The sequence below is a fragment of the Streptomyces sp. NPDC043854 genome, assembly GCF_056436005.1.
Window position 1 is genome coordinate 49,923 of sequence record NZ_JBWKDK010000031.1, and the last position, 14,362, is coordinate 64,284.

Here is a 14,362-nt window from a genome sequence, read left to right on the forward strand (position 1 = left end):
GATACTCCGAATGAGCTGCCTGCATACAGGTGAATTCCCGGAGTTTTCTCGGCCGTACGGGTCGCGCGGCAGGGGATCAGCTGTCCAGTGACAGTGCCACCTTGGCGTGCGCGACGGATTCCTCCGAGGCGGGTCCGCCGGGATTCTCGGTGGCCAGGGCCTGGTTGAGGGTGACGAAGGGACGCATCCGCCGCTCGTAGCGGGCATATGCGATGCGGTGGTCGCCGTTGGCTCGGGCGAGGCAGTCGGCCAGCACGTGGGCGCCGACGAGCGCCAGGCTGGTGCCCTGCCCCGAGAGGGGGGAGGGGCAGTAGCCGGCGTCTCCGAGCAGGGTCACCCGGCCCCGCGACCACTGGTCCATGCGGATCTGGGCCATGGCGTCACAGTAGAAGTCGGGCGCCGTACGGGCGGCCTCGGCCAGGCGGGCCCCTTCCCACCGCATCGACGCGAGCTTGTCCACGACGAGCTGCCGCAGGGCGCCCCTGTCGCGGAGGTCGTGGGCGAGGGGGGCGGACTCGAAGCCGAAGGCGATCCTGAGTTCGGTGTTGCCGCGTACGGGCATGATGCCGAAGCCCGTGTCGCCGTCCCGCAGCCACATCTGCCAGGCGTCCAGGGCGAGGAAGTTGTCCGCGCTGAACACCGAGAGGTAGCTGCCCAGGTGGTGGGCGAAACGCTCCTCCGGACCGAAGGCCAGGCGCCGTACGGTGGAGTGGAGGCCGTCGGCCCCGACCACGAGGTCGAAGGTGCGGGACGGCCCTTGCGCGAAGTCGACGCGCACGCCGGTCTCGTCCTCGTCGAGTGCGGTGATGCTGTCGCCGAAGAGGTACTCGACACCGGCGCGCGTGTGCTCGTACACCATCCGTACCAGGTCCTCGCGCAGCACCTCGATGTCTTCGCTGTCGAGCCGGCCGCTGCTGAAGGTCGCCTCGGTGGAGCGGTCGACCTCGTGGCCGTCGGGGTCGAGGATCGACATGCCGCGCATCCGGGTCCGTACGCGGCTTGCCTGCTCCAGCAGGCCCATCCGCTCCACGACTTCGAGCGCGACGCCGCGGATGTCCACCGCCTGGCCGCCGGGGCGTCGGCCCGGGGCGCGTTCGACGACGGTGGGCGCGAAGCCGTGGCGGCGCAGCCAGTAGGCGAGGACGGGCCCGGCGATTCCGCCGCCGGAGATGAGTACGGTCTGCATGAGAAGTTCCCCCAGTGCTTTTTACGGTGTACGCGCACTGAACGTACGACGTACGCGCACTCCCTCCAACTGGCCAAATACCGGATCTGTACTAGGCCAGACGGCTTCCGTCCAGCGTTTGCGCTGCTACCCTCTGCACTAGTACAGGACAGGAAGGCGGCAGCACGTGACGAAGACCACAGGTGCAGTCGGCGATCCGCCCTATCTGCGCATCGTCGCCGCGATCCGGCGGCGCATCGCGGACGGTGAACTTGCCCCCGGAGACCGGGTTCCCTCGACCCGGCAGATCGCCGGGGAATGGGGCGTCGCGCTCGCCACCGCCACCAAGGCCCTGACCACCCTGCGTCTGGAGGGGCTTGTCGAGGCCCGGCCCCGGATCGGCACGGTCGTCGCCGGAACGGCCCCCGCCGCGCCGGCCCGCAGGCGCCCGTCACCCGTCCCGGACCCCGAGCAGGAACTGAGCCTCGACCGGATCGTCCGCACGGCCATCGACATCGCCGACACCGAAGGACTGTCGGCGCTCTCCATGCGCGGCGTTGCGGCACGGCTCGGCGTCGCCGCCATGTCGCCCTACCGGTACGTGCCCAGCAAGGACGACCTCATCCTGCTCATGGCCGACACCGCATTCGGCGAGGAGTCCTACCCCGCCAACGCCCCCGAAGAGTGGCGTTCCCGCATCGAACTGGGTGCTCGGACCCTGTGGACTCTCTACCGCAAGCACCCCTGGCTGGCCCAGATCGGCTCTCTCGCCCGCCCTCTGCTCGTGCCCAACCTGATGGTCCACGGCGAGTGGGTGCTGCGGGCCCTCGACGGCCACGGACTCGATCCCACCAGGCTGTTCGACATCCACGTCCTGCTCTACAGCCATGTCCAGGGCCTGGCCGCGCACCTGGAGAGGGAAGCGCACGCCGAGGCGGCCACGGGCCAGTCGGAGGACCAGTGGATGGACAGCCGCGCCCCCGCCCTCCGGGAACTGGTGGAATCCGGCCGCTTCCCGACCTTCACCAAGGTGGTCGGAGCCTTCGAGAACGGCTATGACCTGCGCCTCGACGCCCTCTTCGAATTCGGCCTCACGGCCCTCCTCGACGGCCTGACCTCCATCGTCGAAGGCCGGGAAGCCGTCACGTAGACACGCTCACGCCCCGGAGTACGCAGCCTGCCTCCTCACTGCGTCACGTGCGGCTGGAGCCGGCCGACGACAGCAAGATCATCGGACCGGTTGCCCGGATCCAACCGCTCCGGCCGCTCCGGCCGCTCCGGCCGACGGCAGTGCAGCCGACCGGAACCCTGACAGAACTGTTCTACCGGCGGTAGAATCGGCTCCATGGACAGGAGCAAGCCCACGAGCATCAAGGCGACCGAGGCGACCCGGGACCGGCTGCGCCTCCTCGCGCAGGAGCGCGGTACGACGATCACCGAGCTCCTGGAGGAGCTCGCGCAGAGCCGGCTGACCCAGGCCGAGCAGGAGCAGCGAGCGCTGCAGGCCGCAGCGGAGCTCGGGCTGGAGTACACCGAGCAGGTGCAGCAGGCGGGGCAGTCCGCCTGGGACAAGGTCCGTGCCCATCAGGGCGGCGCCGCCGCGTGAACCTGACAGCCGTCTTCGACCACACCGCGCTTATCGCCCTCCACCAGGCCGACCCGTTCTTCACCGGCCTCTACATCGAGTCTTCCCGAGGCACCGGCAGGGTCCTGATCCCGGCCCTGTCCATCCTCGCTGCCGAGCGGGTGACACCCGGTGCCGGCTCTCACGCCGCGCGCCTGCGCTTCGCCGAGACCGTGCCCTTCACCGCGGCGCACGCCCTGGACGCCGCATCCTGGCCCGGCACGGACTGGCCGGTCACGCACCCTGCGGCCATCGCCTGGCAGGCCGCAAAGTCGGGGGAGCCCGTCACCGTGCTCTCGTTGGCTCCCGAGGTATACGAGGGGACCGGCGTCTACCCGCTCAACCCCACCTGACGTCCTTCCTCCTCCACCCTTCTTCGTGGTTGAGGCTGGAAGTCAGGGAGGGGTCCTTTCCCCGGGCCCGGGTGCGGGCATGCACGACCCGGAGGACGACCTGCCGGCACGGCCGCCGGGGGTGAGAGGCGGGGAAAGGCAGCCCCTGCCGCTCAGTGGAGCCAGAAGAAGACGGTGTCCTCGGTCCGGCCCGCCTTCTTCGTCGCCTCCCACTCATCGGCCTCGACCCGCATGGGCTCCAGCAGCACTTCCGCCGTCTCGCGTACTTCAGGGTCGAGCCGGTCGAGGACCGCCTCGTACGCCTCGACCACCTCGGCGGCCCGGGAAGCCGGGAAGGTGCCCATCCACGGGACCGCGTCGCCCGGATGCGGGAGCCGGATCGGCGGGCCGCCGAACAACAGCGCGGCGGGCGCGAGGTCGGCCGGGACCCCGTTGCGGGTCATCTCCTCGTCGACGGTGTGGAACCAGGACGGCCGCCGCCAGTAGCCGAGGTCATAGGTGTCGGAGAAGTTCACCGCCACCAGCGCCTGGAAGGCATACGTGTAGCCGGGCTCCAGGTCCGCGCTGGGACTGCCTTCCAGCAGTTCCTCCAGTGCCCGGGTGACCGGCACACCCAGCGTGATGCCCTCGTCTTCGAAGCGGGCGTCGACCTGCGCACACCGCTCCCGCGCGATGCCGAGGACGCGGTCCTGCTCGGGCGTCCGCTCCACCGCCGTCAGCAGCCGGATCACGGCCCGCATGTCGCCGGTGCTCATCTCCAGGTTCCCCATGGCCCCATTCCTCCGTATGTATATCGAAGTTCATGATCGCCTACTCCGGCGGCGAACAGCGCGGGGGCGGCACTCAGCCGCGGTCACCACGGCGGGGCGGCCGTGCGTCGTCAGGCTCGGGTGTGGACGTGGTGCTTCACAGTCGCCGGACGCGCAGCACGCCGGTCAGCATCGGGAGAGTGAACTCGCCGCGGGCGGTCTCCGGCCTGCTCGCAAGGAATGCGCGGATCCGGCCCAGCGTGGCCTCTCGTTCCTGTTCCGGCATGACCAGCACCCCCGCGCGCGTCGCGATGGTGGCGACGAGAGAGTCGGCGGTGCGGCGCTGCCCGTGCGGGAACTCGGCCTGCTCCGGCGAGCCGAACCGGGCGGCCACACCGGTCTTTGGAACGTGCATGTCCGCCGTCTCGGCGCGCCAGCCGGCGGGTGTGTCACGCGGGCCGATGGCCGCGCTCCCGCCGACCCGCGCGAGCCCGGCAACCCACTCGACCTGGTCGTCCATGACGTTCCACAGGCCGGCCAGGATGCCGCCGGGTGCGAGGACCCTCGCGATCTCGGGCCCCGCGACGGACATGTCGAACCAGTGCATGGCGTTTCCGGCCAGCACGGCATCGACGGACGCGTCCGGCAGCGGTATCGCCTCCGCGCTACCCGACAGGGCACGGACAGCCGGCAGCGAGCGGCGCAGCTCGGTCAGCATCGCCGGGTCGGGCTCGACCGCAATGACCTCGGCACCCAGCGCGGCCAGCGTGGCGGTCAGCTTGCCGGTTCCGGCGCCGAGGTCGAGCACGCGCGGGCCGGGCGCGGGCTCAAGTGCCCAGCGCACCGCGGTCTGCGCGTAGTCCGGACGGTGCTCGGCGTAGGCGACGGCCGCTGTGCCGAACGACGAGGCGTGAAGGAGCCGTTCATCCTGGTCCATGCGGTGACGCTACCGGCGCTGCCGGCGGCCGGCTACCCCGCCGCCAGGCGTGCCAGCGCCTACTGGACGGCTGGCTGGGCTGCCCAGTACCCCGCCACCTCGGCAGGGGCGGTGCCAGCAACGTTCAGCGGTACGTCGCCACCGGCCCCGGAGCCGGCCGACGGGGCGTCCGTTCAACCGAACGTCCCGGACGACCTGACGGTCCCGGCGCAGGACCCGACCCGCGCGTCGGGTCACGCCATGCCCACCCAGCGACGAGCAATCGAACCACCGCTTCACCGAGATCCGACCAGCTCGGCGACCCGAAGCGAAACAGGGAGGCCAAGGGTTCAGTGAATCTTCACATGCGCGAGTGGCGGGCGCGCCGGGCTCGCGCTGCCCCCCGGCAGGCCGGTCGCACGCCGTGCGCTCGGTCCGTATGTGTCCGACTATGTTCCGCGAGTCCGGCGGACCCCCCATTTCTGTTACTCGATCTCGTGAAGGATTCGGATTGATCCGGTGGATGATCCTGAAGGACTGTCCATTGAATGGGCTTCCTCCCACGTCACGAGGCGTCAACACGGTTGGCTGGGCCACGCGTTCGCGTGCTTACATTTGCCCACCGCCACGGTTCCCGGACCGCGTCGGGCCATTCCGTATGAGGAACAGTCAGAACAATGAAGGGTGTGCGCACATAATGCGTAACGACATCGAGACCCGTGAGATCGCCGACGCCGAGCTGGACGCCGTTTCCGGCGGCGTCAGCATCCGCGGTGGCCTCGCCGGCGCCCTGCTCGGCGACGTCAGCACCGTGCTGGGAACGGCGACCTCCCTGGACACCGTCCAGGCCGCGACGGCCCTGCCCGGCCAGGTCACCGGCATCGTCGGCGTGCAGGTCGGCGTCGCCGGCATCTGAGCACGACCTCTGTCGCCCATGGCCCCGGAACGCCTTCGTTCCGGGGTTCATGGCTGCCCATGCTGCGAATGCAGCCGTACGAACGAATGCAGTCGAAGGAATAGTCCGTGCAGTTTCGCCAAAAGGCGCTTTCCAAGCTGCAATCGCCCGAAGAACTCGATCTGCCCGTACGCCTCGCACGACCGCAGGGCCGGCTCGTCCTCGGCGTCACGGTCCTCGTCATGGCCGCCGCGAGCTTCTGGGCATTCACCGGATCCGTGTCCTCCAAGCTGAGCGCACCCGGTATCCTCACGCACGCCGAAGGCAGTTATCTCCTGCAGAGCCCGGTTGCCGGACAGGTCACCGGAGTCCTCGCCGAAGAAGGCCAGTTGCTGTCTCCGGGCGCGCCGCTGCTCGAAGTCGGCACGGAACGCGGCAGCCAGGTCATCCGCATGGTGGCCGGAGGCCGGGTGACGGCACTCCTCGCCAAGACCGGTTCGGTCGTCACCACCGGCGCGGACGTGGCCACGGTGGAACGCGTGAAGAACCCCGACGACCCCTTGGTGGCCGTGCTCTACGTGCCGGGCGGGAGCGGCGGGGCCATCCCCGTGGGCGCCCCGGTCGATCTGGGCGTCCAGTCCGTACCCCAGCAGCGGTTCGGCGTGCTGCGCGGCCGCGTCAAGGCGGTGGGCCGGGTCCCCCAGACACAGGCGCAGATCAGCGGCTTCCTCGGCGACAGCCGACTCGCCGCACAGTTCACCCGGCAGGGCAATCCCGTCGCCGTGCTCGTACAGCTGGAGAGCTCCTCCACCACCGCGTCCGGCTACCGGTGGTCCTCCACCGACGGGCCCCCGTACCCCGTCGACTCCACGACCCTCGTCACCGGCGCCATTCGCCTCTCCGCGCAGCGCCCCGTCGACTGGCTGCTGCCATGACCGCCTCGCACCAGCGGGGGAGCGCCGGACGCCGCTCCTCGCGCCGCCGCGCCGCCGCCCCCGCTCCCAGGGGCCGCACCCCGCGCACCGTACGCACCCCCACCGTCCTGCAGATGGAGGCCGTGGAGTGCGGCGCCGCCGCGCTGGCCATGGTGCTGGGCCACTACGGCCGCTTCGTCCCCCTGGAGGAACTGCGCATCTCCTGCGGGGTCTCCCGCGACGGATCCCGCGCCAGCAACCTTCTCAAGGCCGCCCGCAGTTACGGCCTGACGGCCAAGGGCATGCAGATGGACCTGGCCGCGCTCGCCGGGGTCGGCCCGCCGGCCGTCCTCTTCTGGGAGTTCAACCACTACGTCGTCTACGAGGGCATGGGCCGCCGCCTCGGCCGCCGGGGCGTGTACATCAACGACCCGGCCAAGGGCCGCCGGTTCGTGCCCATGGAGGAGTTCGACACCGCCTTCACCGGCGTCGTGCTCACCCTCGAGCCCGGCGAGGGCTTCCGCCGCACCGGCCGCAAGGCCGGCGTCATGGGCGCCGTGCCGGCCCGCCTGCGCGGCACCTCGGGCACCATGCTCGCCGCCGTGCTCTCCAGCCTCCTGCTGGTGGTCGTCGGCGCCGCGGTGCCCGCGCTCAGCCGTACGTACATCGACATGTTCCTGATCGGCGAACAGACCTCCCTGCTGGGCGTGCTCTTCGCGTCGATGGCGGCGGCCCTGGTGCTCACGGCCACCCTCACCGGACTGCAGCAGGCCAACCTGCTGCGCGGGCGCATCATTGCCTCCACGCTGGGCAGCGCCCGCTTCCTGCGCCACCTGCTGAGGCTTCCGGTCGCCTTCTTCTCCCAGCGCAACCCGGCCGACCTGGTACAGCGCCTGCAGTCCAACGACACGGTCGCCGAGACCCTGGCCAGGGACCTCGCCGCCGCCGGCGTGGACACGGTGGTCGTGGTCCTCTACGCGGTCCTGCTGTGGACGTACGACCCGCAGCTCACCGTCGTCGGCATCGGCATCGCACTGCTCAACGTCGTGGCCCTGCGGATCACGGTCCGTGCGAGGTCCACCGGCACCCAGAAGCTGCGCGCCGAGAACGCCCGCCTCACCAACACCTCGTACAGCGGTCTCCAGCTCATCGAGACGATGAAGGCCACCGGCGGCGAGGACGGCTTCTTCCGCCGCTGGGCGGGGCAGCACGCCGTCACCCTCGACGTGCAGCAGCGCCTCGGGGTGCCCAGCGCGTGGCTGGCGATCGTCGCGCCCACGCTGGCCGCGCTCAACAGTGCGCTGATCCTCATGATCGGCGGCCTGCGGGCGGTGGAGGGGCACCTCTCGGTCGGTCTGCTCGTCGCCTTCCAGGCCCTGGTGACCAGTTTCACCGCGCCGATCACCCGCCTCAACGGTGTGGCAGGCCGGATCCAGGACTTCGCGGCCGACCTGGCCCGCCTCAAGGACGTCGAGAACTTCCCCGTGGACCCGCTCTACTCGCGACGCGAACCCCCTGCCGGCACCCGCCGCCTCAAGGGCCATGTGGAGCTGGACGGCATCACCTTCGGCTACAGCCCGCTCGATGCCCCGCTGCTCAAGGGTTTCTCCCTCTCGGTCGGCCCCGGACAGCAGGTCGCGCTGGTCGGCGGCTCCGGCAGCGGCAAGTCCACCGTCTCCCGCCTGGTATCCGGCCTCTACGCACCCTGGGAAGGCACCATCCGCATCGACGGGACGCGTCTGGCGGACATCCCGCGCGTCACACTGGCCGCCTCGGTCTCCTTCGTCGACCAGGACGTCCTCCTCTTCGAGGGAACCGTCCGCGACAACGTCGCCCTGTGGGACCCGTCCATCCCGGACGAGGCCGTCATCGCCGCCCTGGAGGACGCCGTCGTGTACGACGTGGTCGCCCGCCGGCCCGGCGGCATCCACAGCCGGGTCGAGCAGGACGGCCGCAACTTCTCCGGCGGCCAGCGCCAGCGGCTGGAAATCGCCCGTGCGCTGGTGCGCCGTCCCAGCGTCATCGTCCTGGACGAGGTGACCAGCGCCCTGGACGCGGCGACCGAGCAGATCGTCATCGACAACCTGCGGCGCCGCGGCTGCGCCTGCGTGGTCATCGCCCACCGGCTGAGCACCGTACGGGACAGCGACGAGATCCTCGTGCTCGACCGGGGCACGGTCGTCGAACGCGGGCGGCACGAGCACCTGCTCGCCGCGCAGGGTGCGTACGCCGAACTGGTCAAGGAGCACTGAGGTGACGACAGAAGCGGCGTACCCGCACCAGGCCCCGGTCACCGACCCGGTCGTCACCGACCCGGTGGTCACCGACCCGGTCGTCGCGGCCCTGGGGGGACTCGGCTCGGCGGTCGACTGCACGGGCGTGCGCAGCCTCTCCCTGGAGGGCCCACTCGTGCTGTGGCTCGTCGTGGCGGGCGAGCTGGACCTGTTCGCCGTCGACGCCGCACAGGCGGGGCACTGGCACTTCCTGGGCCGGCTGGAGGCGGGCACCCTGCTGCAGGGCCCGGCCGAGGGCCCCGGACACACTCTGGTCGGCAGGCCCCTGCAGGGCTGCCGGCTGCACCGCATCGAACTGCGCGAGCTGCACCGCTCCCCGTACGTGGACCAGTGGGCGTACGACGAGGGGCAGTACGGCGCCCAGGACAAGGGTCGGTACGACGGTCAGTACGCCGCCGGCGCACCGCTGAGCCCCCTCGAGTACGCCTTCGCGCTCGGCATCGGCCGCGGCCTGCGCGCGCTCTACCAGGCACCGCTGGAGGGCCGGGCCACCACCGGCGGGGCCGGGGCCGACGACGACGTCCTGTGGATGCAGATCACCCCGGGCAGCCTGCAGTACGGGGCCGTGTACGAGGGAAACGGCACGGCGGGCGTCCTCCTCGTCGACCCGGCGATGTGGCAGGGCATGGTGGACCAGCAGTACCGGCTGCTGTACGCCCTGGACGACTGGATCGAGGAGCTCGAACGCGCCCACGAGGACCGCACGGCAGCCGGCATCGAAGCCGGCGAGGCCGCCCGCACCCAGGCCGACCGGACGCTGCTGGCCTCCATCGGCCGCTCCGGCCGGGGCCCCCGGCGTGGTGCCGGCGACGACGCGGTGTTCGCCGTGTGCCGGCTGGTGGCCGGCGAGGCCGGCATCGCCCTGGCCGAACCGGGAGCGGTGGGCGCCGCCGGCTCGGAGCGGCACGACCCCGTGGAGCACATCGCGCTCGCCTCGCGGGTCCGCACCCGCGCGGTCCGGCTCGCCGGCCGCTGGTGGCAGGAGGACATCGGGCCCCTGGCGGGCCGGCGCGAGGCGGACGGGGCGCCCGTTGCCCTGCTGTGGCGGCGCGGCCGATACGAGGCCGTCGACCCCGCCACCGGCGCGCGGGAGCGTGTGGACCAGGCCGGCGAGGCCGCCCTCGAACCGCGCGCGGTCATGTTCTACCGCCCGCTGCCCGCCGGGAAGCCGGGCCTGCTGCGGCTGCTGCGCTTCAGCACGCGCGGCACCGGCAGGGAACTGCGCGGCCTCCTGCTGGGCGGGCTGGTCGCGGTCGTCCTGGGCGCACTCGTACCCATCGCCACCGGCAAGGTGCTCGGCGAGTACGTACCCCGGGCCGAGGAGAGCCTCATCGTGCAGACGGCCCTGGCGCTGATCGCGACCAGCGTCGTCTCGGCCGCCTTCATGCTGCTCCAGAACATCTCCATCCTGCGCATGGAGGGCCGCATCGAGGCCACCTTGCAGCCCGCCGTGTGGGACCGGCTGCTGCGCCTTCCGGTGAGCTTCTTCGCAGGCCGCTCCACGGGCGAACTGGCGGGCGCGGCCATGGGCATCAGCGCCATCCGCAGCGTGCTCTCCGGCATCGGCTCGGTGTCCCTGCAGGCGGGCACCGTCGCCGCGATGAACCTCGTGCTGCTGCTCGTCTACAGCGTGCCCCTGGCGCTGGCGGCGCTGGCCATGCTGGCGGTCGTCGCCGCGGCCTTCCTGGGCCTGGGGCTGTGGCAGCTGCGCTACCAGCGGCAGTTGGTCAGGCTCGGCCACCGGCTCGACAACCAGGCGTTCCAGACCCTGCGGGGGCTGCCCAAGCTGCGCGTGGCGGCGGCTGAGAGCTTCGCCTACGCCGCCTGGGCCGGGGAGTTCGCCCGTACCCGCGAACTGCAGCGGCGCATCGGCCGGATCAAGAACGCCGTCACCGTGCTCAACGCCGTCTGCCTGCCCCTGTGCACGCTCGTGATGTTCATGCTGCTGGCCGGACCGGCCCGGGGCAGCATGTCCGCCAGTGGGTTCCTCACCTTCAGCACCGCCGTCACGATGATGCTGTCCTCGGTGACACAGCTGACCGGCGCGCTCGTCTCGGCCGCCGCCGTGCAGCCGATGTTCGAGCAGATCAAGCCGGTCCTCCGGGCCACCCCCGAGGTGGCCGGCTCCAGCGCACTGCCGGGCACCCTCAGCGGGGCGATCGAGGCGAAGAACCTGTCCTACCGGTACACCGACGACGGCCCGCTCGTCCTCGACGACGTGTCCCTCCGGGTGCGGCCGGGGGAGTTCACCGCGATCGTCGGCGCCAGCGGCTGCGGCAAGTCGACGCTGCTGCGCCTGCTCATCGGCTTCGACAAGCCGGCTGCCGGGAGCGTCCTGTACGACGGCCAAGACCTGGCGGCGCTCGACCAGGCGGCGGTCCGCCGGCAGTGCGGTGTCGTCCTGCAGAACGCGCAGCCGTTCTCCGGCTCGATCCTCGACTGCATCAGCGGCGCCGAGACCTGCACGCTCGAAGAGGTGTGGGAGGCCGCCGCGATGGCCGGCCTTGCCGAGGACATCAAGGCCATGCCCATGGGCATGCACACCATGCTGTCCGACGGCGGCGGCACCGTCTCGGGCGGCCAGCGCCAGCGGTTGATGATCGCCCAGGCCCTCATCCGCAAGCCGCGGATCATCTTCCTGGACGAGGCCACCAGCGCGCTGGACAACGAGGCCCAGCGCGTGGTGATCGAGTCCACCCGGGCCCTGCGCGCCACCCGTGTGGTGATCGCCCACCGGCTGTCCACGGTCATGGACGCGGACCAGGTGATCGTCATGTCGGACGGCAGGGTCGCCCAGCAGGGACCCCCGGCCGAGCTGCTCGCCGACCCGACGGGCCTCTTCCACGAGCTGGTCCGCCGCCAGATGAGATGACCCCGTCCGGTTGGTTGGCTGGTGTCCAGCGCGGGCGTGGTGGTGCCGCCGGTGCCGGTGAGTGCCGCGTGCTCGTGGCCAGATTCCGGCCCGTCACCGCTCCGGAGCACCGTTCGCCTCCTCTGTCGGGGCACCCACGGATCCGGGCCTTGGCCGGCCTTCAACGGATGAAGACAGCTGGGCGAACAGGTCCTGGGCAGTGGCGAGACAGTACCGTCTGATCATGCACAACTTCGGGCTGGGACAGCAGCGGGGCCATGTGCTCCTCATAGCCGGGGATGCCGCGATGAGGCGCCGCAGTGTGCAGGTGGCGCCCAGCGCCAACCTGGCTGCGCTGGGCGTGTTACCGGCTTCCGCTTTGCTGAACAGCAGCGTCCCGTCTGACACAACGTATTTGGACGGGGCGCGGGATCCGAACACGGTATTGATGCGGCTGCGTACGGCCGCTGCCACACCCGGCCCGCTGCTGGTCTACCTCTCGGGCAGGCTGACCGTCGACCGGCGGGGGAGCCGCCTGCACCTGGCGCTGACCGGGACGACGGGGACCACGGTCCGCTACACCGCGTTGCCGTGGGAGTGGCTCGGGACGGAGCTGCGGGGGCGGCCGGCCGGGCTGACCACGGTGCTGCTCGATCTCGCCGCGGACAAGGCCGCGTGGCCGCTGCTGCAGGAGTACGGCAGCCTGCCCGCGACGCCTGCCGTGGAGGTGTACGGGGTGGTCTGCCCGCCCGGCTGGAGCGGCAGCGGCAGCGGCAATGCGGTGAGCAGCTACACCCGGAGTTGGATCGACCAGCTCCGTGCCGGCCCCACCCGGCGCCCGAACCTGCAGCTGCATGCTCTCGCGGTAGGCACGGCCGCCCTGCCGCCAGGTGCCCTCGTCCTGCCGAGCGCCCGCGAACTCGGCACGACGCCCGGGCCGGCACCGGCCGTGGTGGATTCCGGTGGCGGGTGGGGACCGGCCGATGCCGGACCGCTCCACACGGCCATGGCTCCATCGCCAGGGCACCGATCCTCTGGTGGTGCGTATCAGGCCCAGCCCCCGGAGCACCAGGAGTCAGCAGGTGGCCCTCATCCCGACGGCCTCGTACCGGCCCGGGCCTCGCGCCTTCCCGCCGAGGGGCCCCTGCACGCGCAGCCACCCCTGCCGGTCCAAGAGAACCCGGGTGCGGCCGTCCCGGCACAGGATCCGCGCCCGTATATCCACAACCTCGCCACCACCGGGCGCCATCTCGAGGCCGCCGCGCTCGCTCAGGCTTGGGAGCAGCATGTCCTGCAGGCCTGCGGGTCCGCCTCGCCCGAGGCGATCCAGTGGGCGGAGATCCGCGCCGACCTGGCCCGCATGGCGGGCGACTTCCAGCTCGCGACCCGGCTGTGGACCAGTGCCGCCCGAACACGTCTGACCCGCCAGGCCCCGGATGCGCCCTCGGTACAGGCTGCTGCCGCCGGTGCGCTCTACTGCTGGACACAGGTCAAAGACCGGAGCGAGGCCCTTGAGACCGGCCCGGGCCTTGTCCACCTCCTGCGGTCCCTGCCGTCTGTTGATGGCCGTCACCTGCAGATGGCACAACGGCGCCTGGAGTTCCTGCGCGGCGTACCGAGCCGGCCCTGAGGCGGGGCCGAGGAACTCGTCTCGACCCTGGTGTCCGTGATCGACCGGCAGGCCCGCAGCGGGTAGTGGATCGCCCACATGCGGTGGGCGAGGACCGCCAGGTCGCCTGGGTCATCGCCGGCCCAGACTGCCGCCACCCGCCACCGGTATCCCCCTCGCATCGCCGTCTACCGCTTCCTCGAGGGTGCGAGGGGGGCGATGGTGTGGGCGCCGCGCACGGTGGCGCGTACGCAGCGGCTGAGAGTGTCACCCGCCCCGAGCTCGATGAACCGCTGCTGGTCGGTGGATGCGATGTTGTGCACCGTCTCGGCGAAGTACACCGGTTCGGTGATGCAGTCGGCGATGGCCCGGGTGAAGTCGTCGGCATCGCTGTAGGCGCGGCGCTGTACGGGCGAATGCACGGCTGCACGGAGCGGCTTCTGACGGATGTCCTTGGCGAGGCCGAGGAAGCGGCCGTGGATCTCCTGGAGACCGGGGTGGTGGGCTGCGTAGGGGACGTCCAGTTCGAACAGCCGCCGCGCGTTGCCGCAGGCGCGCAGTGCGGCCAGGGCGGCAACGGAGCCGCTGACGATCGTCTCCCTCGGGGAGTTGACACAGGCTATGGCCAGGTCGTCGCGGCCGGTGTCGGCAAGCATGGCCCGGGTGTCGCGTTCCGCGGCCAGGACCAGGACCATGGCGCCCTGTCCTGTGACCGGGCGGTATGCATCATTCAGCGCGCATACGAGCTCGGTTCCTTCGGCGACGGTGAACGCCCCGGCGGTCACGAAGGCCGAGAATTCGCCGAGGCTGTGGCCCACGATCAGGTCGGGGGTGATCCCGGTGGAGGCGAGGGCATGGGCCAGGGCGACAGAAGCGGCGAAATGGGCCAGCTGCGACGTCCCGTACGGAAGCGGGTCGGCCGGAGAGCCCTTGGTCATCAGCACATCACGGACCGGTCCGTATCCATGTGACACCGCCACATCGTCGATCTC

General features: G+C 71.3%; 12 protein-coding genes. 8 read left to right on the plus strand and 4 right to left on the minus strand.

What is annotated here, in order from left to right; genetic code table 11:
- Positions 1-76: 76 nt before the first annotated feature.
- On the minus strand, positions 77-1,186 hold the full coding sequence (locus tag AC068A_RS25385) for an FAD-dependent monooxygenase (RefSeq protein WP_478588493.1): 1,110 nt from the start codon (positions 1,184-1,186) through the stop codon (positions 77-79).
- Positions 1,187-1,352: 166 nt separating this feature from the next.
- Here AC068A_RS25385 and AC068A_RS25390 point away from each other — a divergent pair, with 166 nt between their 5' ends.
- From AC068A_RS25390 to AC068A_RS25400, 3 genes are all read left to right on the plus strand, one after another.
- On the plus strand, positions 1,353-2,315 hold the full coding sequence (locus AC068A_RS25390; RefSeq protein WP_478588495.1) for a TetR/AcrR family transcriptional regulator C-terminal domain-containing protein: 963 nt from the start codon (positions 1,353-1,355) through the stop codon (positions 2,313-2,315).
- A gap of 195 nt (positions 2,316-2,510) precedes the next feature.
- The gene (locus AC068A_RS25395; protein WP_478588497.1) at positions 2,511-2,771 is read left to right on the plus strand and encodes a hypothetical protein; all 261 of its coding nucleotides are present in this window, start codon (positions 2,511-2,513) and stop codon (positions 2,769-2,771) included.
- Entirely contained in the window at positions 2,768-3,142 is a 375-nt protein-coding gene (locus AC068A_RS25400) for a PIN domain-containing protein (RefSeq protein ID WP_478588499.1), read from the plus strand. Before AC068A_RS25395 ends, AC068A_RS25400 begins: the two co-directional genes overlap by 4 nt.
- Positions 3,143-3,294: 152 nt before the next feature.
- Here the strand turns inward: AC068A_RS25400 and AC068A_RS25405 are convergent, their stop codons facing one another.
- Together AC068A_RS25405 and AC068A_RS25410 are read right to left on the minus strand one after the other, a co-directional pair.
- Complete coding sequence (locus tag AC068A_RS25405; RefSeq protein ID WP_478588501.1) at positions 3,295-3,912, minus strand: DUF7691 family protein; 618 nt, start codon at positions 3,910-3,912, stop codon at positions 3,295-3,297.
- A 136-nt stretch (positions 3,913-4,048) separates the two neighbouring features.
- A complete protein-coding gene (locus AC068A_RS25410) occupies positions 4,049-4,828 on the minus strand; it encodes a class I SAM-dependent methyltransferase (RefSeq protein WP_478588503.1) in 780 nt (259 codons plus the stop codon).
- A gap of 676 nt (positions 4,829-5,504) precedes the next feature.
- On the opposite strand from AC068A_RS25410, the gene AC068A_RS25415 reads away from it, so the two are divergent.
- The 5 genes from AC068A_RS25415 to AC068A_RS25435 all read left to right on the plus strand — a co-directional run bounded on the left by AC068A_RS25415 (position 5,505) and on the right by AC068A_RS25435 (position 13,391).
- Positions 5,505-5,723 carry a hypothetical protein gene (locus AC068A_RS25415; RefSeq protein WP_478588505.1) on the plus strand — a complete coding sequence of 73 codons (219 nt, stop codon included), beginning with the start codon at positions 5,505-5,507 and terminating at the stop codon, positions 5,721-5,723.
- A gap of 107 nt (positions 5,724-5,830) precedes the next feature.
- A complete protein-coding gene (locus AC068A_RS25420) occupies positions 5,831-6,637 on the plus strand; it encodes a hypothetical protein (protein ID WP_478588507.1) in 807 nt (268 codons plus the stop codon).
- On the plus strand, positions 6,634-8,868 hold the full coding sequence (locus AC068A_RS25425; RefSeq protein ID WP_478588509.1) for an NHLP family bacteriocin export ABC transporter peptidase/permease/ATPase subunit: 2,235 nt from the start codon (positions 6,634-6,636) through the stop codon (positions 8,866-8,868). The genes AC068A_RS25420 and AC068A_RS25425 overlap by 4 nt, the downstream gene beginning before the upstream one ends.
- Before the next feature lie 64 nt (positions 8,869-8,932).
- Positions 8,933-11,782 (plus strand): NHLP bacteriocin export ABC transporter permease/ATPase subunit, encoded by a 2,850-nt coding sequence (locus AC068A_RS25430; protein ID WP_478588556.1) that lies wholly within the window; start codon positions 8,933-8,935, stop codon positions 11,780-11,782.
- A 427-nt stretch (positions 11,783-12,209) separates the two neighbouring features.
- Positions 12,210-13,391: a hypothetical protein gene (locus AC068A_RS25435; protein WP_478588510.1), complete on the plus strand. Its 1,182-nt coding sequence runs from the start codon at positions 12,210-12,212 to the stop codon at positions 13,389-13,391.
- A gap of 167 nt (positions 13,392-13,558) precedes the next feature.
- Here the strand turns inward: AC068A_RS25435 and AC068A_RS25440 are convergent, their stop codons facing one another.
- Positions 13,559-14,308 carry an acyltransferase domain-containing protein gene (locus AC068A_RS25440; protein WP_478588512.1) on the minus strand — a complete coding sequence of 250 codons (750 nt, stop codon included), beginning with the start codon at positions 14,306-14,308 and terminating at the stop codon, positions 13,559-13,561.
- Positions 14,309-14,362: the final 54 nt, after the last annotated feature.

What these genes read in the sequence shown, in the direction of transcription:
- AC068A_RS25425 (WP_478588509.1), top strand. Translation starts at nt 6,634, where the DNA reads ATGACCGCCTCGCACCAGCGGGGGAGCGCCGGACGCCGCTCCTCGCGC.
- AC068A_RS25385 (WP_478588493.1), bottom strand. Translation starts at nt 1,186, where the DNA reads ATGCAGACCGTACTCATCTCCGGCGGCGGAATCGCCGGGCCCGTCCTC.
- AC068A_RS25405 (WP_478588501.1), bottom strand. Translation starts at nt 3,912, where the DNA reads ATGGGGAACCTGGAGATGAGCACCGGCGACATGCGGGCCGTGATCCGG.
- AC068A_RS25440 (WP_478588512.1), bottom strand. Translation starts at nt 14,308, where the DNA reads ATGACCAAGGGCTCTCCGGCCGACCCGCTTCCGTACGGGACGTCGCAG.
- AC068A_RS25395 (WP_478588497.1), top strand. Translation starts at nt 2,511, where the DNA reads ATGGACAGGAGCAAGCCCACGAGCATCAAGGCGACCGAGGCGACCCGG.
- AC068A_RS25435 (WP_478588510.1), top strand. Translation starts at nt 12,210, where the DNA reads ATGCGGCTGCGTACGGCCGCTGCCACACCCGGCCCGCTGCTGGTCTAC.
- AC068A_RS25410 (WP_478588503.1), bottom strand. Translation starts at nt 4,828, where the DNA reads ATGGACCAGGATGAACGGCTCCTTCACGCCTCGTCGTTCGGCACAGCG.
- AC068A_RS25415 (WP_478588505.1), top strand. Translation starts at nt 5,505, where the DNA reads ATGCGTAACGACATCGAGACCCGTGAGATCGCCGACGCCGAGCTGGAC.